We start from the raw sequence: 19,062 nt of genomic DNA, 5'->3' as shown, positions 1-19,062 counted from the left end.
CAGAAGGAGGAATGCTGTGTCGATGGGCTTTCAGGTCACTGCCAGCGGCGCGGCGGAGAGAGCCGCCGCGCCGGCATGGATCAGTTGTCTTCCAGTTCCATGTTGATGGCCAGCGAGCGGATTTCCTTCACGAGCACGTTGAAGGATTCCGGCATGCCCGCGACCATCTCGTGCTCACCGTCGACGATGTTCTTGTACATCTGGTTGCGGCCCTGCACGTCATCGGACTTCACCGTCAGCATTTCCTGCAGGGTGTAGGCCGCGCCGTAGGCTTCCAGCGCCCAGACTTCCATTTCACCGAAGCGCTGGCCACCGAACTGCGCCTTGCCGCCCAGCGGCTGCTGGGTGACGAGCGAGTACGGACCGGTCGAACGCGCGTGCATCTTGTCGTCGACCAGGTGGTTCAGCTTCAGGTAGTGCATGTAACCCACGGTGGTGTGGCGATCGAACGCTTCACCGGTGCGGCCGTCGTACAGCTGGGTCTGGCCACTGCTCGGCAGATCGGCCAGTTCCAGCATGCGCTTGATTTCCGCTTCGGTGGCACCGTCGAACACCGGGGTGGCCATCGGCACGCCGTCGGTGAGGTTACGGGCCAGGCGCAGCAGCTCCTCGTCGCTGAACTGCGACAGGTCGACACGGTTGGCCACGTTGGTGTCATCGTGGTTGTAGATGTCGTCCAGGAACCGGCGCAGGTCGGCAACGGCCGCCTGGGCTTCCAGCATTGCCTGGATCTTGCGGCCCAGGCCCTTGGCGGCCCAGCCCAGGTGCACTTCCAGGATCTGGCCGATGTTCATACGCGACGGCACGCCCAGCGGGTTCAGCACGATGTCCACGGTTTCGCCCGAGGCCATGTACGGCATGTCCTCGACCGGCACCACGTTGGACACCACGCCCTTGTTGCCGTGGCGACCCGCCATCTTGTCGCCCGGCTGGATGCGGCGCTTCACGGCCAGGAACACCTTGACCATCTTCAGCACGCCCGGAGCCAGGTCGTCGCCTGCGGTGATCTTGCCGCGCTTGTCGGCGAAGCGACGCTCGAATTCCTTCTCGTGCGCCTGGATCTGCTTCTGGGCGCGCTCGATGGCTTCCGAAGCGTCCTCGTCCTTCATGCGCAGCACGAACCAGTCAGCCTTCTTCAGGCCGTCCAGGTACGCGTCGGTGATGACGTCACCCTTCTTCAGGCCGGCACCGCCGTTGACCACCTTGCCGACGATCTGCGAACGCAGACGCATGTAGATGGCGGCTTCCAGGATGCGGAACTGGTCGTCGAAGTCCTTCTTGACGCGCTTGATCTCCGACTCTTCGATCTGGCGCGCACGCTTGTCCTTCTCGATGCCGTCGCGGGTGAAGACCTGCACGTCGATGACGGTGCCGTCCATGCCCGGCGGAACGCGCAGCGAGCTGTCCTTAACGTCCGAAGCCTTCTCGCCGAAGATCGCGCGCAGCAGCTTCTCTTCCGGGGTCAGCTGGCTCTCGCCCTTCGGCGTGACCTTGCCGACCAGGATGTCGCCGGCGCGGACTTCCGCACCGATGTACACCACGCCGCTCTCGTCCAGGCGGTTCAGCGCCTGCTCGGAAACGTTCGGGATGTCGGCGGAGATTTCCTCCGGCCCCAGCTTGGTGTCGCGCGCGACGCAGGTCAGCTCTTCGATGTGGATCGTGGTGTAGCGATCCTCTTCCACCACGCGTTCGGAGAGCAAGATGGAGTCTTCGAAGTTGTAGCCGTTCCACGGCATGAACGCGATCAGCATGTTCTGGCCCAGGGCCAGTTCGCCGATGTCGGTGGACGGACCGTCGGCCAGCACGTCGCCGCGGGCGATGACGTCACCCACCTGGACCAGCGGACGCTGGTTGATGCAGGTGTTCTGGTTGGAACGGGTGTACTTGACCAGGTTGTAGATGTCGACGCCGGCGTCGGTGGCACCGACGATCTCTTCCTCGACCACCTTGACCACGATGCGGGCAGCGTCGATCTGCACGATCTCACCGCCACGACGGGCGTTCACGGTCACACCGGAGTCACGCGCCACGGCGCGCTCGATGCCGGTGCCGACCAGCGGCTTCTGCGAACGCAGGGTCGGCACGGCCTGACGCTGCATGTTCGCGCCCATCAGTGCGCGGTTGGCGTCATCGTGCTCCAGGAACGGCACCAGCGCGGCCGCGATCGACACGGTCTGCATCGGCGAGACGTCCATGAAGTGGACCTCCGCCGGCGGCTTCAGCAGCGACTCGCCTTGGTAGCGGCACGGCACGAACTGCTCGGTCAGCATGCTCTTGGCATCGGTCAGGGCGTTGGCCTGGGCGATGACGTACTCGTTTTCCTCGATCGCCGACAGGAACTCGATCTCGTCGGAGACCTTGCCGTCCACGACCTTGCGGTACGGGGTCTCGAGGAAACCGTACTGGTTGGTGCGGGCGTACACGGCCAGCGAGTTGATCAGGCCGATGTTCGGGCCTTCCGGCGTTTCGATGGTGCAGACGCGGCCGTAGTGGGTCGGGTGCACGTCGCGCACTTCGAAGCCGGCGCGCTCACGGGTCAGGCCGCCCGGGCCCAGGGCCGAGACGCGACGCTTGTGGGTCACTTCCGACAGCGGGTTGTTCTGATCCATGAACTGCGACAGCTGCGAGGAGCCGAAGAACTCCTTGATGGCGGCAGCGACCGGCTTGGCGTTGATCAGTTCCTGCGGCGTCAGGCCTTCGGACTCGGCCATCGACAGGCGTTCCTTGACCGCGCGCTCGACGCGGACCAGGCCGACGCGGAACACGTTCTCGGCCATTTCACCGACCGAACGCACGCGACGGTTGCCCAGGTGATCGATGTCGTCGACCACGCCGCGACCATTGCGGATCTCGGTCAGGACCTTGATCACGTCCAGGATGTCGGAGCTGTCGCCATGGGCAGCGACCAGGCGCTTGGACTCTTCGTCGTTGCGCTCACCGAAGTACTTGCTGTCGTACAGCACGGCTTCGCCGGTGGTTTCCTTGCGGCCCACGCGACGGTTGAACTTCATGCGGCCGACCGCGGACAGGTCGTAGCGCTCGAAGGTGAAGAACAGGTTGTGGAACAGGTTCTGCGCGGCGTCCTTGGTCGGCGGCTCGCCCGGACGCATCATGCGGTAGATCTCGACCAGTGCTTCCAGCTGGGTCTTGGTCGGATCGATGCGCAGGGTGTTGGACAGGTACGGACCACGATCCAGGTCGTTCACCCACAGGGTACCGACCGCATCGACGCCTGCCTTGCGGAAGTTCTGCAGCTGCTCTTCGCTGATCTCGTCATTGGCCTGGGCCAGCAGTTCGCCGGTCGAGGCATCAACCACGTCGTGCGACAGGATGCGGCCGACCAGGTAGTCGTCCGGCACGGCCAGGGCCGCGATGCCCGAGGCTTCCAGCTGCTTGATGTGGCGCGCGGTGATGCGCTTGCCGGCTTCCACGATGACCTTGTCGCCGTCGGCGAGGTCAAAGCCCAGGGTTTCGCCACGCAGGCGCTCCGGCACCAGCTCCAGCTGGACGCCTTCATCCGGGTTGATGTGGAAGGTGTTGATCTCGAAGAACTCGGCCAGCATCTCTTCGTTGCTGTAGCCAAGCGCGCGCAGCAGGATCGACACCGGCAGCTTGCGGCGGCGGTCGATACGGGTGAACAGCGCGTCCTTCGGGTCGAACTCGAAGTCCAGCCAGGAACCGCGGTAGGGAATGATGCGGGCGCTGTACAGCAGCTTGCCCGAGCTGTGGGTCTTGCCGCGGTCGTGGTCGAAGAACACGCCCGGCGAGCGGTGCAGCTGCGAGACGATGACGCGCTCGGTGCCGTTGACGATGAAGGTGCCGTTCTCGGTCATCAGCGGGATTTCGCCCAGATAGACCTCCTGCTCCTTCACGTACTTGATGGCCTTGGTCGACGACTCGCGGTCGTAGATCACCAGGCGCACGGTCACGCGCAGCGGGGCGCCGTAGCTCATGCCGCGCTGGCGGCATTCACGTTCGTCGAAGACCGGCTCGCCCAGCTTGTAGCCGACGTACTCCAGGGCGGCATTGCCGCTGTAGCTGGCGATCGGGAAGACCGACTTCAGCGCGGCGTGCAGGCCATGATCGGCACGCTTGGCCGGATCGATGTTCTCCTGCAGGAAATCACGGTAGGAATCCACCTGGATCGCGAGCAGGAACGGCACTTCGAGAATCGAGCGCTGCTTGCCGAAATCCTTGCGGATACGCTTCTTTTCGGTGAACGAATAGGACGTCATGAGGTCTTCCACCTTGTTGTGCGGGCCGTGCGTCCACGACCCTGAAGGGAACTTTGAAATTGTCAGTTGGAAGTCGCTGGTATTGCCGGCACCAGCACGCCTTCTCCCGCTACTTCCAACTGCCAACTCGTCTGCATCTACTTCCCTGCTGCCGCGCGATGCGCGGGCGTGCCGGGATTTGACCGCAGCCCGTGTTGGGCTTTCTACCGCCTGATTCCACCCGCGCAGTACGCGGGCCTGCAACAACGACCAAAGGCCGGGGGCTTACGCCCCCAGCCTTGGCTGCATCGCCGAGAATCGATGACGATGCAAAGGAAGTGCTTACTTGACTTCGACAGTCGCGCCAGCAGCTTCCAGGTCCTTCTTCATCTTCTCGGCGTCGTCCTTCGAAGCGCCTTCCTTCAGGACGCCACCGGCTTCGGCCAGGTCCTTCGCTTCCTTCAGGCCCAGGCCGGTGATGGCGCGGACGGCCTTGATGACTTCGACCTTCTTCTCGCCGGCCGACTTCAGGGTGACGGTGAACTCGGTCTGCTCTTCAACAGCAGCGGCCGGGCCAGCGGCAGCAGCCACGGCAACCGGAGCAGCGGCGGAGACGCCGAACTTCTCTTCGATGGCCTTGACCAGCTCCATCACTTCCATCAGGGACTTCTCGGCGATGGCGTCGACGATCTGTTCGTTGGTAAGGGACATGATTAATACCTTTGGATGATTTTCTGGGTTGAGGTTCCGTCAGGAACCACGGTAAGTCGAAACTCAGGCGGTCTCGGCGGCCGGCTCGGCAGCGGCGGTTTCGCCACCACCCTGCTTCTCGCCAACAGCCTTGATGGCGCGGGCGAACATCGTGACCGGCTCGGTCAGGACGCGGGCCAGCATGGCCAGGGCCTGATCGCGGGTCGGCAGCGAGGCCAGCACGTCGACGTGGCTTGCCGGGAACACTTCGCCACCGATGGCGACGACCTTAGCCTTCAGCTTGTCGTTGCCCTTGGCGGCTTCCTTGATCAGGCGACCGGCAGCGCCGGGCTCCTCGAGCGAGAACGCGTACAGCAGCGGACCAACCATCTGGTCCTGGGCCACGGCGAACTCGGTGCCTTCAACGGCGCGCGAAGCCAGGGTGTTCTTGACAACCTTCAAGAAAACACCGGTTTCACGAGCCTGCTTGCGCATCGCGGTCATCTGGGCGACCGTGGTGCCAGCGTATTCGGCTGCGATCAAGGAGTGGGCCTTGGCGGCGACGTCTGCCAGCTCGGCGACTACTTCTTGCTTCTGGGACAGATTGAGAGCCATTGCACTCCTCCAATTGAACTCCGCTTACGGCTCCTGCCGTGTGCGGTCCTGTGCGGCATCCGTCCTGGACGCCGGGAACACCAGGATGATGTTCCGGGGGGGTGGGCCGTTCTAGACCTGGAGTGGGCCAACCTGGGAAACCCAGACGTGCGTGAACCAGAAAAACTCCAGAAGGGCACCATCTACGCAGGGTGATTCCGGGGAATCGATTAAGCGTTCATGACTGTTCCGGCGGCGACTCCCTGCCATATCGAGCTTCCGTGCCCGTCGCCGGCCCTGCCACGACCGCGCCTGCGGTCTTTGACGGCTACCGCAGGCGGTGGGCTGCCTGCGATGCCTTCAAATGTCACGGTCACGGCACCCGAAAGTACCGTGACCGCTTGAAACAATTACTTCAGGGTCAGCGACGACTGGTCGACGGTGACGCCCGGGCCCATCGTCGAGCTGACCGAAACCTTCTGCAGGTAGGTGCCCTTCGAGGTGGCCGGCTTGGCCTTGATCAGGTCCAGCAGCAGCGCGGTCAGGTTCGACTTCAGCGCGTCTTCGGCGAAGTCGGCCTTGCCGATGGTGCAGTGGATGATGCCAGCCTTGTCGGTGCGGTAACGGACCTGGCCCGACTTGGCGTTCTTCACGGCTTCACCCGGGTTCGGGGAAACGGTGCCGACCTTCGGGTTCGGCATCAGGCCGCGCGGGCCCAGCACGGTGCCCAGCTTACCGACAACGCGCATGGCGTCCGGGGTCGCGATGACGACGTCGTAGTTCAGATCGCCGGCCTGCATCTTCTCGGCCAGGTCATCCATGCCGACGGCTTCGGCGCCAGCGGCCAGGGCTTCATCAGCCTTGGCACCGGCCGGAGCGAACACGGCAACGCGGACCGACTTGCCGGTACCGGCCGGCAGGACGGTGGAGCCACGGACCTGCTGGTCGGACTTCTTCGCGTCGACGCCCAGGCGCACAGCAACGTCGATCGACTCGACGAACTTGGCCTTGGTGGCGCTCTTCAGGATGTTGATCGCGTCCTCGAAGGCGTAAGCCTTGCCCGGAACGACGGCGGCCTTGATGGCCTTCTCACGCTTGGTCTGTGCCATCTTCTTAACCCTCCACCACGAGGCCCATGGAACGGGCAGAGCCAGCGATGGTACGCACGGCGGCGTCCAGGTCGGCGGCAGTCAGATCCGGTTCCTTCGCCTTGGCGATCTCTTCCAGCTGCTTACGGGTGACCTTGCCGACCTTCTCGGTGTTCGGGCGCTTGGAGCCCGACGAGATGCCAGCGGCCTTCTTCAGCAGGGTGGTGGCCGGGGTGCTCTTGGTGATGAAGGTGAACGTACGGTCCGAGTAGGCCGTGATGATCACCGGAACCGGCAGACCCGGCTCGAGCTTCTGCGTGGCAGCGTTGAACGCCTTGCAGAATTCCATGATGTTCAGGCCGCGCTGACCCAGCGCAGGACCGACCGGCGGCGAGGGGTTGGCCTGACCGGCCTTCACCTGCAGCTTGATGTAACCGACAACTTTCTTTGCCATGTGAGTACTCTCCGGGTGCTAGCGCCTTTCGACAACAGGCTCCCCATCGGACCGGGAATCACGCGTCCCGGCATCGCGTTTTGAAATCATGCCGAAGGCCACCTTTCGGTGGCCTCGTCCTGCTGGCTTCCCAGCGGGGAGCCGCGCACTATATCAGATTTTGGGCGCCCTGTCTGAACAGGGAGGGCGACCTGAAGGCTGCCAGCCCGTGGCCGGCAGCATCACCGGGCATCAGCCGGTCTGCTTCTCGACCTGGCCGAACTCGAGCTCGACCGGGGTGGCACGACCGAAGATCAGCACCGAGACGCGCAGACGGCTCTTCTCGTAGTTGACTTCTTCGACCACACCATTGAAATCGTTGAACGGGCCATCGGTGACGCGGACCATCTGGCCCGGCTCGAACAGCACCTTCGGACGCGGCTTCTCGACACCTTCCTGAACGCGGTTCAGGATGGACTCGGCTTCGGAATCGGCGATCGGCAGCGGACGATCGGCGGTACCGCCGATGAAGCCCATCACGCGCGGGGTTTCCTTGACCAGGTGCCAGCTTTCGTTGTCGATGCGCGGAATACCGGCCTCTTCGTGGGTCTCGATCTGGACCAGCACGTAACCCGGGAAGAACTTGCGCTCGGACCGGCGCTTCTGGCCGGCGCGCATCTCGATCACTTCCTCGGTCGGAACCAGGACGTCGCCGAAGCGCTCTTCCATGCCATCACGGACGATGCGATCACGCAGAGCCTGCGCCACCGACTTCTCGAAGCCCGAATAGGCGTGAACGACGTACCAACGCTTCATGCAATTCTCCTTAGCGGCTCAGGAACCACTGAGTCAGTTTCTGGATCAGGAAGTCGAAGCCACCCAGCAGCAGGCTGAGGATGAGCACCACGACAATCACGACCCAGGTCATGCGAACGGCTTCCTGGCGCGTCGGCCAGACCACCTTGCGCAGTTCGAAGCGCGACTCGGAGAGGAATTCGCGGGTGTCGCGCCCCTTGCCGGTCAGCATGAACACGCCGATACCGCCAACCAGACCGACCACGACCGCCAACGCACGCAGCTGACCCGCCCACGCGCCCAGCTGGGCGGCGCGACCGGAGTCGGCGGAGAACCAGAACCAGACGAACAGACCCGCCAGCACCAGCAGGGATGCGGCAACGTACTTGACGATATCTCCACCGCTGGCGGAGGTGTCCTTGGAATGTTCGATCTTGCTATTCATCCGGTGTGTCTGCTTTAGCGGCAAGAGCCGCTGGATAAGGTGGGCAGATGGCACGCCAGGAGGGACTCGAACCCCCAACCTGCGGTTTTGGAGACCGCTGCTCTGCCAATTGAGCTACTGGCGTACGTTTTGAAACTTGCCTTCCCTTAGACGGCGAAGGCGGACCGAGGTTCCCGGCCCGCCACTCGCGCGACCGGCAGCGCTATGCAACCGCCGGTACTGCAGGCTTACTTGATGATCTTCGAGACCACGCCGGCGCCGACGGTGCGGCCACCTTCGCGGATGGCGAAGCGCAGGCCTTCGTCCATCGCGACCGGGTTGATCAGGGTCACGGTCATCTTGACGTTGTCACCCGGCATCACCATTTCCACGCCTTCCGGCAGCTTGGCAGCGCCGGTGATATCGGTGGTGCGGAAGTAGAACTGCGGGCGGTAGCCGTTGAAGAACGGGGTGTGACGGCCGCCCTCGTCCTTCGACAGCACGTACACTTCGCCTTCGAACTCGGTGTGCGGGGTGATCGAACCCGGCTTGGCCAGAACCTGGCCGCGCTCGACGTCGTCACGCTTGGTGCCGCGCAGCAGCAGACCGGCGTTGTCGCCTGCCTGGCCCTGGTCCAGCAGCTTGCGGAACATTTCCACGCCGGTCACGGTGGTCTTCTGGGTCGGACGGATACCGACGATTTCGATTTCGTCACCGACCTTGATCACGCCGCGCTCGATACGACCGGTCACCACGGTGCCGCGGCCCGAGATCGAGAACACGTCTTCCACCGGCATCAGGAACGGCTTGTCGATCGCACGCTCCGGCTCCGGAATCCAGGTGTCCAGCGCGTCGACCAGCTTCAGGATCGCCGGCACGCCGATCTCGCTCTGGTCGCCTTCCAGCGCCAGGCGGGCCGAACCCGAGATGATCGGGGTGTCGTCGCCCGGGAACTCGTACTTGCTCAGCAGTTCGCGCACTTCCATTTCGACCAGCTCGAGCAGCTCGGCGTCGTCGACCATGTCAGCCTTGTTCAGGAACACCACGATGTACGGCACGCCGACCTGACGCGACAGCAGGATGTGCTCGCGGGTCTGCGGCATCGGGCCGTCAGCGGCCGAGCACACCAGGATCGCGCCGTCCATCTGGGCGGCACCGGTGATCATGTTCTTGACGTAGTCAGCGTGGCCCGGGCAGTCAACGTGGGCGTAGTGACGGGTCGGGGATTCGTATTCGACGTGCGCGGTCGAGATCGTGATGCCACGAGCCTTTTCTTCCGGTGCGGCGTCGATGGCGTCATACGCCTTGAACTCGCCACCGAAGCGCTCGGCGCCGATCTTGGTCAGCGCGGCGGTCAGCGTGGTCTTGCCGTGGTCGACGTGACCGATGGTGCCGACGTTGACGTGCGGCTTGGTGCGCTCGAACTTACCCTTGGCCATGGCTGCTTATCTCGAATTCGTCTGGTGTGGTGCTGAAGATGGTGCTCACGAAAGGAATCGAACCTTCGACCTCTTCCTTACCAAGGAAGTGCTCTACCGACTGAGCTACGTGAGCGAGTTTTGCATTATGGCATGAACTCGATAATATTCAAAGTTCATTCAATGGAGCGGGAGACGGGAATCGAACCCGCACCATCAGCTTGGAAGGCTGAGGTTCTACCATTGAACTACTCCCGCACCGGGAAGTGCCACAACGTGAAGCTGGTGGAGGGAGGTGGATTCGAACCACCGAAGGCGTAAGCCAGCAGATTTACAGTCTGCCCCCGTTGGCCGCTTGGGTATCCCTCCGTTTCAACCCCATCCCGTGCCGCCGAAGCGTTGCGGTGTGTGGTGGTGAGCCCGCAATTCTGGAGATGAAGCGGGGGCCTGTCAACGCTTTTTTTCACTTTTTTTCACATGCGTCGCAAACCCTTTGATACGCAAGCCTATTGCCCGGGCAGTGCCAAGGCCTCGTCGGCGAAGATCGCCACATGCGGAACGCCGTCGGCACCGATCCAGCCGCGATACATGCCCTCGGTGTTGAACGGCGTGGCCGCTTTTCCATCGGCGGAGAGCACGATCGCACCGCCATCCCCACCCATCTGCGGAATCGCCTCGTTGATCACGCCCCTGCCCGCCTCCGCCGGCGACTGGCCCTGGTAGCGGATACGCGCGCAGATCTCGTGCGCGGCAGCGGTGCGGATGTAGTACTCGCCCCACCCGGTCCCCGACACCGCACAGCGTGCATCGGCCCAGGTGCCGGCGCCGATGATCGGCGAATCGCCGACACGCCCGTAGCGCTTGTTGGTCATTCCTCCGGTGGAGGTGCCCGCTGCCAGGCGCCCCTGCGCATCCAGCGCAACCGCACCGACCGTGCCGAAGTGCCGGGCCGTTTCCAGGTCGGCGTGGGCCTGGCCGCCGGCCTCCTCCTTCAGTGCGCGCTGCAGCTGCTGCCAGCGCTTGTCGGTGCGGAAGTACGAAGGATCGACCAGGGTCATGCCCTGCTCGACGGCGAACGCCTCAGCGCCCTGCCCGACCATCATCACGTGTTTCGATCCCTGCATCACGGCCGTTGCCAGCAGGATCGGGTTGCGTACGCGCTGCACGCCGGCCACCGCGCCGGCCGCCTGGGTGGCGCCATCCATCACGGCCGCGTCCAGCTCGTTGCGCCCGTCGTGGGTGAACACCGCGCCTTTGCCGGCATTGAACGTGGGATCGTCCTCGAGAACGGTGATCGCTGCGGTGACCGCCGCCAGTGCAGGGCGACCGGCTGCCAGCTCGGCATGTCCCTTCAGCAGCGCCGCACGGAGTGCCGCACGTGCCGCCTTCTCCTCGGCGGCGGACAGATCCTTGCGCTCGACGCCGGCACCGCCATGGATGACCAGCAGGGGCGACGCATCCGGCGCAGCATGGGCGAGCAACGGCAGGGACAGCAGCGCAGACAGCGCCAGATGAAGCTTCATCGATATCTCCGGAAATGGAAGCGATGGCATCGAGCAGGCTCGACGAGATGCCTGAAGGGAAGCGCCGGCGCGCGGCCGGCAGCAGCGGTCAGCGACGGATCAGTTCAATCCGGCCACCGTCAACATCGACCGCTGCGTGATAGTCGGCGTCGGCCTGGAAGTCGTCCAGCCGCATGCGGCCACCGCTTGCCACCACGGTAACCGGCACAGCGTGGAAACGCAGCGGTTCGCCCTGCGTGAGCCGGTCCGCGCCACGGCCCGGGCGGACCACCCAGACCCTGCCATGACCATCGGCGCTGTAGACCTGCGCGCGTCCGTCAGGCTCCACGCACAGCGCGGTGTCTTCGTCCACGCCGATGCCGATCATGTCCGGGTCGCCACTGTCCTGCGCGGCACGGGCGACGAACACGATCAGGCGACCGAGACGATCACGCCGGTCGAAGTGCGTGTCGGTGACCACCCGCTGCAGATAGGGCATCTGCAGGAAGCCACTGTCCATCGTCACCGCGCTGCCCATCGGGTCGGCCAGCGCGGCGGCGGAGGTGACGCTGCCACCGTCAAGCGCGCCGTAGGCATAGCCACCGAGGATCGCCAGTCCGGCACTGGTGCCGGCGATCGGTTTGCCGGCACGGACGTGGGCATTGAGCGCGCGGTTGAGTGCGGTCCCCTTCCAGAAGCGGATGTAGCGCGACTGGTCGCCGCCGGCGATGAAGATGGCGTCGGCCGCGGCCACCACCCGCAGCACGGCCGGGTCGTCGGCGCCACGACGGCTGTCGAACACCAGGGTCTGCACGGCGGTGGTGCCGCCGATGTCATGGTGCAGACGCTCCTGCAGCTCGTCGCTGCCGGAGGCGCGCAGGATCAGCACGCGGCCATTGCCGGCCTGCTTCAACCACCACTGGAACGCCTCCGGCACCCACTCTCCGCCGCCCATCAGCATCATCGCCGGCGCCCTCGGCCCCGGTCGCGGGGCATCGAGATCGCCGGTCTCGTAATAGGTGAATCCCGGCCCCTGCAGGTCCTGCGCGGGTGCGGCCAGCGGCGAGCCCAGGAGAACCAGCACTGCCAGGCCGGCAAGCACGTGACGCAGCCTTCGATGGAACCGTCGCATCTTGATCTCCCTGAACAGAAACGACCTGCAAGCGTTTTCACTCTTTGCCAGATGGGGCATCAGTAGTCAAGGGCATGAAAAAGGCGTTAAATGCCGGCGCCCATTGCGGAAATCTGAATGGGGGATGGGCCCCTCCTCTGCGGGCCGGCATTACTTCCGGGAACTTCTCATGCGTAGACAGGCGATGGCGTGGTCGATCCAGCTGGCGTTGATGGGGCTTGCTGCTTCTGCGGCGGCCCAGGCTCCAGCCTCCTCTCCGGTACGGCAGCTCGATGCGGTGCAGGTCACCGGCTCACGCATTCCGCGCGCCCAGGTCGAGGGCCCTGCCCCGATCACGGTGATCGACGCCGAACAGATCCGTTCCAGCGGCTTCACCACCGTGCCGGACGTGCTGCGGGCAATGACCCAGAACGGTGGCGAGACGCAGAGCCAGCAATCCTCCAGCGGCGCCGACTTCTCGCCGGGTGCACAGCAGGTCGACCTGCGCGGGCTGGGACCCAACCACACCCTGGTGCTGGTCAACGGCCGCCGCATCGCCGATTTCCCGATGCCGTTCCAGGGCCGCAGCAACTTCACCGACGTGTCCAACATTCCGCTGGGCATGATCGACCGCATCGAAGTGCTGACCGGCAGCGCCTCGGCCATCTATGGTTCGGACGCGATCGCCGGCGTGGTCAACTTCATCCTCAAGAAGAAGGCCGACGGCACCACGGTCGACGTGCGCATGGGTACCACCAGTGAGGGCGGTGGCGATTCCTTCGACATGAGTCTGTCCAGCGGGTTCAGCGCGGGCCGCTTCAATGCGGTGTACAGCGTGGAGCTGCAGTCGCAGACGCCGCTGTGGGCCTATGAGCGCGACATCCAGGATTCGACCCAGGACGGGCCGACCGAGGGCTCGCGCATCGCCCGCCGTGCCTACCTGCGCACCGACTACAACGATGACTACCTGGATCCGGGCGCGGCCACCTGCGATGCCCTGAGCGGACAGAACCAGGGCAGCACCTACCATGCCTTCCGCCCCCGCTACGGCTACTACTGCGGCAGCGACGCGTCGATCGGCTACGGCACCATCCTCAGCAAGCGCCGCGGCGCCAACGGCTATGCCTCGCTGAGCTATGACTTCGACAACGGCCAGCAGTGGTTCGCCGACGTGCAGATGGGTTACCACACGCTGGCGCTGATGCGCGACGTGACGTCGTGGGGCCGGATGGCCGCCGACGGCGACGAGTCGGGCTACTTCAGCAACGAAGCCACCGGCGAAATCGAGTTCTGGCAGCGTCAGTTCTCGCCCGAGGAAATGGGTGGCCTGCGCAACGCGATGGTGCGCAGCACGCAGAAGACCTTCAGCGTGACCACCGGCTTCAAGGGCAACCTGGCCGGCAACTGGGATTACGAAGCGGCGTTGAGCCATTCGCAGTACCAGTCGCGGATCAGCTGGCCGCAGATCATCGCCGGCAGGGCCAACGACCTGTTCCTGGGCCCGCAGCTGGGCGAGGACGATGACGGCTTCCCGATCTACAACGCTGACCCGTCGCGGCTGTACCGCCCGCTGACCCGCGCCGAGTACGACGCGATCGCCGCACGCACCACCTATACCCCGAAGTCCCGCACCGAGACGGCCGCCCTCACCCTGACCAACGGCTCGCTGTTCGCCCTGCCCGGCGGCGATGCCGGTTTTGCCGCGACCGTGGAAGTGGGCCAGCAGGCCTACGCGCTGAATCCCGATCCGCTGGCGACCCAGTACTACTACTACAGCTGGAAGGATTCCGACGGCAAGGGTTCGCGCAACCGCTGGGCAACGGCCGCCGAGCTGCGCATGCCGCTGCACGAGACGATCAACCTGAGCGTGGCCGGTCGCTATGACCAGTACCGCTACTCCGGCCACACGATCGGCAAGGCGACCTGGAGCGGCGGCCTTGAGTGGCGCCCGGTCGAGAGCCTGCTGGTGCGCGGCTCGTACGGCACGGCCTTCCGCGCCCCGGACCTGCACTACGTGTTTGCCGGCCCCGGCAACGACGAGACCAGCGCCGAGGACCTGTACAGCTGCCGCGCCGAACAGGCCAACGACTGCTCGGACTACGAGCGCAACGTCATCCGCAGCCGCAGCGGCAACCGCGAGCTGGACCCGGAGACCAGCACCTCGTGGAGCGCAGGCTTCGTCTGGTCGCCGGCCGCAGGGCTGGATCTTTCGGTGGATTGGTTCGACATCGACATGCGCAGGCAGGTGCAGGACATGGACGTGCGCACGATCCTGGCCAGTGAAGCGAACTGCCGCCTGGGCGACGCCGACATCACGTCACCAACCTGCGTGGACGCACTGGCGCGGGTGACCCGGACCGCCGACGGCCGCCTGTACGGGGTGCACGTGAATCCGATCAACGTGGCACGCGAGTCGACCTCAGGCATCGATGCGGGCCTGCGCTACCGCCTGCAGACCGGTATCGGTGACTTCATCTTCAACGGCAGCCACACCTGGGTGAAGAAGCACGATTTCCAGCGCTACACCGGCGATGCGATCGAGGACCAGTTCGCGGTGAACAGCGGCTTCGACATCCCGCGCACCAAGAGCAGCGTCAGTGTGACGTGGGAAAAAGATGCGTGGTCGGCCACCGTGTACGGTTCGCGACTGGGCAAGCTGCCCACCTCGGACAGCTACGACCAGGTGTTCGACTGGGACAGCGGCGACAACCCGTACATCAGGGCCACGTACCGCTACAACGCGTCGGTACAGTATCGCTTCGACGACCACTCGCGCCTGTCTCTGTCTGTGGTCAACGTGTTCAACAAGATGCCGCCGAAGGACGCTACATACACGGCGTACCCGTACTACGACGTCTCCTGGTTCGACAGCGTGGGCCGCACGATCAATCTGCAGTACACGCACAAGTTCGGCGGCAGCGCGCTGTAAGGCGTGCCGCTGCATTGAACTCAGGCGGGAAGACGGGGGCGCAGGCCTCCGTCCCCTTCCGCGTGCAGTTCCGCTCAGGACGTAGACTGCGCCGGCTCCGCAAAGCGCCAGAAGACACGGACCACATCAAGCATCTGTCCATGCAGTTCGTCGTACCGGGCAATCACCCCCGGCGCGAACGTCGCATTACCATTCGCGTCCAGCGGAACCGGCTCCCCCAGCGCGCGGGCCATGTCGATGTAGAGGTAATGCATATCACCGTAGGGACGCTTGCTGTCCATCAGCATCACTGCTCTCCCCAGCGTGCGGGTGTTCATGCTTCGCAGCAGTGCAAGGTGTTCCGGTGACACTGCCACCACTTCATCGCCCCGGGAGCCAGTCGTGGCCGCGGTCAGGACGTAGCGACCGGGCTCAAGCCTTCCCCCGACGATGAAGCTGGATGCGATCCGGGCAAGCCGTCTGGCAAGGGCCTGCCCCTCATCGGTGCGTCGTCCTGCTGGCTCCCGGCAGATACGGCCCAGTGCTGCATAGGCGATCAGTGCCTCTGGATCCTCCGGGTCAACAGAGTCCAGGTAGATACCTCCGCTTTCGCTGAAGTCCGCTTCGGGTCGCAACCGCTCGCGCATGGCACTCAACAGGCTGACGGCAGTGCACTCCGGGGCTGATGCACTCCCTCGTGCAGGCCGCACGACCATGTATTGGCAGCCGTAGGCCAGAAGCAACCCGAGGGCCGCGATCGCCACTACCCACCCATACGTTCGCGTCGTCATAGCAACTCTCCGGGTCGCGCACAGGCATGATGCCGACCGTGTCAGTGGAAGGGTCAGAGGCCAGCCTGAAGCAGCACCGCGCCGCGCACCATGCAACAAGTCCGAAATCGGAATCTGCTGTTGGCCGTGGTTTTCCACACCACGCGTGGAAAGCGATGGGGGCTTGGTGTGGACAAGTAGGCGAGAGCCTTGCGCCTCAGGCGTTTCCATGCGTGGTGATTTTTTGTCCACGACTGCGATTGTTTTCCACACGCAGCGTGGAAGGCAATGGGAACTTGATGTGGACAAGTGGGTAAGAGCGTTGTCGCGCAGGCGTTTCGAAGCGTGGCGAAAATTTATCCACGCTGCGCGGACAAGCTTCTGTAGAGTCGAGCCCATGCTCGGCTTCGGCTGGCATCAGCCGGGCATGGGCTCGGCTCTACAGCGGCACGCTGGGTTTTCCACACCGCGCGTGGAAAGCGGTGGGGGTTTGATGTGGACAAGTGTGTGCGAACGTTGCGCTGCAGGCGTTTCAGAGCATGGTCAATTTTTGTCCAGCGCAGGGACGGATGCCGGAAACGCGGACGCCCCGCTCGGGGCGGGGCGTCCGGGGTCGATCCGATGCCGCTGGATCAGACGTTGAAGCGGAAGTGCAGCACGTCGCCTTCCTGCACGCGGTATTCCTTGCCTTCCAGGCGCAGGCGACCGGCTTCCTTGGCACCGGCTTCGCCCTTGTACTTGATGAAGTCGTCATACGCGATGGTTTCGGCGCGGATGAAGCCCTTCTCGAAGTCGGTGTGGATGACCGCGGCGGCCTGCGGGGCAGTGGCACCCTTGCGCACGGTCCAGGCGCGGACTTCCTTCACGCCGGCAGTGAAGTAGGTCTGCAGGCCCAGCAGGCTGTAGGCCGCGTTGATCACGCGGTTCAGGCCCGGCTCGCTCAGGCCCAGGTCGGCCAGGAACGTGTCGCGATCCTCATCGTCAAGCTGCGACAGTTCTTCCTCGATCGCGGCAGACACCGGTACCACCTGCGCGCCCTCGGCAGCAGCGTGCGCGCGCACGGCTTCCAGGTGCGGGTTGTTCTCGAACCCGTCCTCCAGCACGTTGGCGATGTACATCACCGGCTTCAGGGTCAGCAGGAACAGGTCGCGCACCAGCGCCTTCTCTTCCTCGTCCAGACCCACCGAACGGCCGGACTTGCCGTCAGACAGCGCAGCCTGCAGCTTGGCCAGCACCGGCTTGCGCGCGGCGGCCTCCTTGTCGCCACCCTTGGCAGCGCGCTCGGCGCGGTTCAGCGCCTTCTCGACGCTGTCCAGATCAGCCAGGGCCAGTTCGGTATCGATGGTTTCGATATCCGAAATGGGATCGACCTTGTTGTTGACATGGATGACGTCGGCGTTCTCGAAGCAGCGCACCACGTGGGTGATCGCATCGACTTCGCGGATGTGCGCGAGGAACTTGTTGCCCAGTCCTTCGCCGCTGGCAGCACCGGCGACCAGGCCGGCGATGTCGACGAATTCCACGGCGGTCGGAATGACCTTCTGCGGGTTGATGATCGCTGCCAGCTCGTTCAGGCGCGGGTCCGGCACCGGCACGATGCCGACGTTCGGTTCGATGGTGCAGAACGGGAAGTTCGCCGCGGCGATGCCCGCCTTGGTCAGCGCGTTGAACAGGGTCGACTTGCCGACGTTGGGCAGGCCGACGATGCCGCATTTGATACCCATCTTTGACAACCTCTGGGGTGAAATTGATTGGGAAAACAGCGCGCGCGCCGCTTTCCCAAGCTGTTTCAATCGATCATTGCGGGTGCCAACCGGGGTTGGCAGCTACTTCGGGGTGTTCAGGCGCTTCATCGCTTCATTGAAATCGCCCTGTACGGCCAGCGGCATCACGTCGATCGCATCGTCGATGGCGCGCGCGATCAGCAGGTCGTCGTCCTTGGACGGGCGGCCCAGCACCCAGCCCACCACGCGATCCTTGTGGCCGGGATGGCCGATGCCCACGCGCAGGCGATGGAACTTGCCGTGACCCAGCAGGCGGATGGTGTCACGCAGGCCATTCTGGCCGCCATGACCGCCGTCGAACTTGAGCCGCGCCACACCGGGCGGGAGGTCCAGTTCATCATGCGCCAACAGGGTTTCCTCGGGCTCGATCTTCCAGAACCGCTGCGCGGCGGTGACCGATTTGCCACTGAGGTTCATGAAAGTGGCAGGCTTGAGCAGCCATACCGTCTGCCCGGCGATCTCGACCTTGGCGGTCTCGCCGAACAGCTTGCTGTCCACGTTCCATCGCGCCCCTGCCTTTTCCGCCAGGGCCTCAACGAAATGAAACCCGGCATTGTGCCGGGTCCGGGCGTGCTCCGATCCGGGATTGCCCAGACCGACGATCAGTCGCAGTCCTGCCATTGGATCTTCCTGTAGATGCCGGGGCGGCGCCTGCCGGAGCAGGCGCCGCGGGGGCATTACTCGGCGGCCGGTGCTTCTTCAGCGTCGGCAGCGTCTTCCTTGCCGTGCTTGGCGGTGACGATCGCGTCGTCGTGGTCCTTGCCCAGCGCCAGGGCCGGGATTTCCACGCCCTTCGGCAGCTTGATGTTGGACAGGTACACCACGTCGCCAGCAGCCAGGTCGGCCAGGTCGACTTCGATCGACTCCGGCAGGTCCTTCGGCAGGCAGCTGATGGTCACTTCCTTCAGTTCGTGGGTGACCACGACGTCGGCAGCCTTGCCAGCCGGCGAGGTGTCTTCGTTGATGAAGTGCAGCGGGACCGAAGCGGTCAGGGCTTCGTTCTCGTTCACGCGCTGGAAGTCCAGGTGCATGATCAGCTGCTTGTACGGATGGCGCTGCATGTCACGCAGCAGGACCTTCTGCACCTGGCCGTCCAGGTTCAGGTCCAGGATCGAGGCATAGAACCACTCGTTCTGCTGGGCCAGCCAGATTTCGTTGTGGTCCAGGCTGATGGCGACCGGCTCGGCGTTGCCGCCGTACACGATGGCCGGGATCACACCGGCGTGACGCAGGCGGCGGCTCGCACCCTTACGCTGCAGTTCACGCTTGGTGACCTTGATTTCATGGGTCTTCGACATTTTCGACTACTCAGGTTGTTGCCTTGCCCTGCG

At 64.4% G+C, this 19,062-nt stretch carries 15 protein-coding genes and 4 tRNA genes; 1 reads left to right on the top strand and 18 read right to left on the bottom strand.

The window, feature by feature from the left end:
• Window positions 1–80: 80 nt before the first annotated feature.
• From rpoB to N8888_RS03415, 14 genes are all read right to left on the bottom strand, one after another.
• Window positions 81–4,235, bottom strand: a complete 4,155-nt coding sequence (gene rpoB / locus N8888_RS03480) for a DNA-directed RNA polymerase subunit beta (protein WP_053519955.1) — start codon at window positions 4,233–4,235, stop codon at window positions 81–83.
• A 321-nt stretch (window positions 4,236–4,556) separates the two neighbouring features.
• A complete protein-coding gene (gene rplL, locus N8888_RS03475) occupies window positions 4,557–4,925 on the bottom strand; it encodes a 50S ribosomal protein L7/L12 (protein ID WP_053519954.1) in 369 nt (122 codons plus the stop codon).
• Window positions 4,926–4,988: 63 nt separating this feature from the next.
• Complete coding sequence (gene rplJ, locus N8888_RS03470) at window positions 4,989–5,519, bottom strand: 50S ribosomal protein L10 (RefSeq protein ID WP_053519953.1); 531 nt, start codon at window positions 5,517–5,519, stop codon at window positions 4,989–4,991.
• 389 nt (window positions 5,520–5,908) lie between these two features.
• On the bottom strand, window positions 5,909–6,607 hold the full coding sequence (gene rplA / locus N8888_RS03465; RefSeq protein WP_004154350.1) for a 50S ribosomal protein L1: 699 nt from the start codon (window positions 6,605–6,607) through the stop codon (window positions 5,909–5,911).
• Between the two features lie 4 nt (window positions 6,608–6,611).
• Window positions 6,612–7,040, bottom strand: coding sequence for a 50S ribosomal protein L11 (rplK, locus tag N8888_RS03460; protein ID WP_004145248.1), 429 nt, complete (start codon window positions 7,038–7,040; stop codon window positions 6,612–6,614).
• Between the two features lie 231 nt (window positions 7,041–7,271).
• The gene (gene nusG, locus N8888_RS03455) at window positions 7,272–7,835 is read right to left on the bottom strand and encodes a transcription termination/antitermination protein NusG (RefSeq protein ID WP_053519952.1); all 564 of its coding nucleotides are present in this window, start codon (window positions 7,833–7,835) and stop codon (window positions 7,272–7,274) included.
• 10 nt (window positions 7,836–7,845) lie between these two features.
• Window positions 7,846–8,259: a preprotein translocase subunit SecE gene (gene secE, locus N8888_RS03450; protein WP_053519951.1), complete on the bottom strand. Its 414-nt coding sequence runs from the start codon at window positions 8,257–8,259 to the stop codon at window positions 7,846–7,848.
• 48 nt (window positions 8,260–8,307) lie between these two features.
• Window positions 8,308–8,383, bottom strand: a tRNA-Trp gene (locus N8888_RS03445).
• 103 nt (window positions 8,384–8,486) lie between these two features.
• A complete protein-coding gene (gene tuf, locus N8888_RS03440; protein WP_065176003.1) occupies window positions 8,487–9,677 on the bottom strand; it encodes an elongation factor Tu in 1,191 nt (396 codons plus the stop codon).
• 39 nt (window positions 9,678–9,716) lie between these two features.
• Window positions 9,717–9,792 (bottom strand) — tRNA-Thr (locus N8888_RS03435).
• A 48-nt stretch (window positions 9,793–9,840) separates the two neighbouring features.
• Window positions 9,841–9,914, bottom strand: a tRNA-Gly gene (locus N8888_RS03430).
• 25 nt (window positions 9,915–9,939) lie between these two features.
• Window positions 9,940–10,025 (bottom strand) — tRNA-Tyr (locus N8888_RS03425).
• Window positions 10,026–10,162: 137 nt separating this feature from the next.
• Window positions 10,163–11,179 (bottom strand): isoaspartyl peptidase/L-asparaginase family protein, encoded by a 1,017-nt coding sequence (locus N8888_RS03420; RefSeq protein WP_263177573.1) that lies wholly within the window; start codon window positions 11,177–11,179, stop codon window positions 10,163–10,165.
• Between the two features lie 88 nt (window positions 11,180–11,267).
• A complete protein-coding gene (locus N8888_RS03415; RefSeq protein WP_263177571.1) occupies window positions 11,268–12,290 on the bottom strand; it encodes a cyanophycinase in 1,023 nt (340 codons plus the stop codon).
• 169 nt (window positions 12,291–12,459) lie between these two features.
• Between N8888_RS03415 and N8888_RS03410 the strand changes: the two genes are divergently transcribed.
• Window positions 12,460–15,198 (top strand): TonB-dependent receptor plug domain-containing protein, encoded by a 2,739-nt coding sequence (locus tag N8888_RS03410; RefSeq protein WP_263177570.1) that lies wholly within the window; start codon window positions 12,460–12,462, stop codon window positions 15,196–15,198.
• 74 nt (window positions 15,199–15,272) lie between these two features.
• Here N8888_RS03410 and N8888_RS03405 read toward each other — a convergent pair whose 3' ends face one another.
• The 4 genes from N8888_RS03405 to N8888_RS03390 form a co-directional block, all read right to left on the bottom strand.
• Entirely contained in the window at window positions 15,273–15,824 is a 552-nt protein-coding gene (locus tag N8888_RS03405) for a hypothetical protein (protein ID WP_263177569.1), read from the bottom strand.
• Between the two features lie 755 nt (window positions 15,825–16,579).
• Window positions 16,580–17,671 carry a redox-regulated ATPase YchF gene (gene ychF / locus N8888_RS03400; RefSeq protein ID WP_053520317.1) on the bottom strand — a complete coding sequence of 364 codons (1,092 nt, stop codon included), beginning with the start codon at window positions 17,669–17,671 and terminating at the stop codon, window positions 16,580–16,582.
• Between the two features lie 102 nt (window positions 17,672–17,773).
• Window positions 17,774–18,352 carry an aminoacyl-tRNA hydrolase gene (gene pth / locus N8888_RS03395; protein ID WP_053520316.1) on the bottom strand — a complete coding sequence of 193 codons (579 nt, stop codon included), beginning with the start codon at window positions 18,350–18,352 and terminating at the stop codon, window positions 17,774–17,776.
• A gap of 56 nt (window positions 18,353–18,408) precedes the next feature.
• Complete coding sequence (locus tag N8888_RS03390) at window positions 18,409–19,029, bottom strand: 50S ribosomal protein L25/general stress protein Ctc (RefSeq protein ID WP_053520288.1); 621 nt, start codon at window positions 19,027–19,029, stop codon at window positions 18,409–18,411.
• Between the last annotated feature and the right edge of the window lie 33 nt (window positions 19,030–19,062).

The sequence above is a fragment of the Stenotrophomonas maltophilia genome (assembly GCF_025642255.1).
Lineage (GTDB): Bacteria > Pseudomonadota > Gammaproteobacteria > Xanthomonadales > Xanthomonadaceae > Stenotrophomonas > Stenotrophomonas maltophilia_P.
Note: the sequence above shows the minus strand (reverse complement) of the source record. Positions and strands in the feature narration are given on the sequence as shown.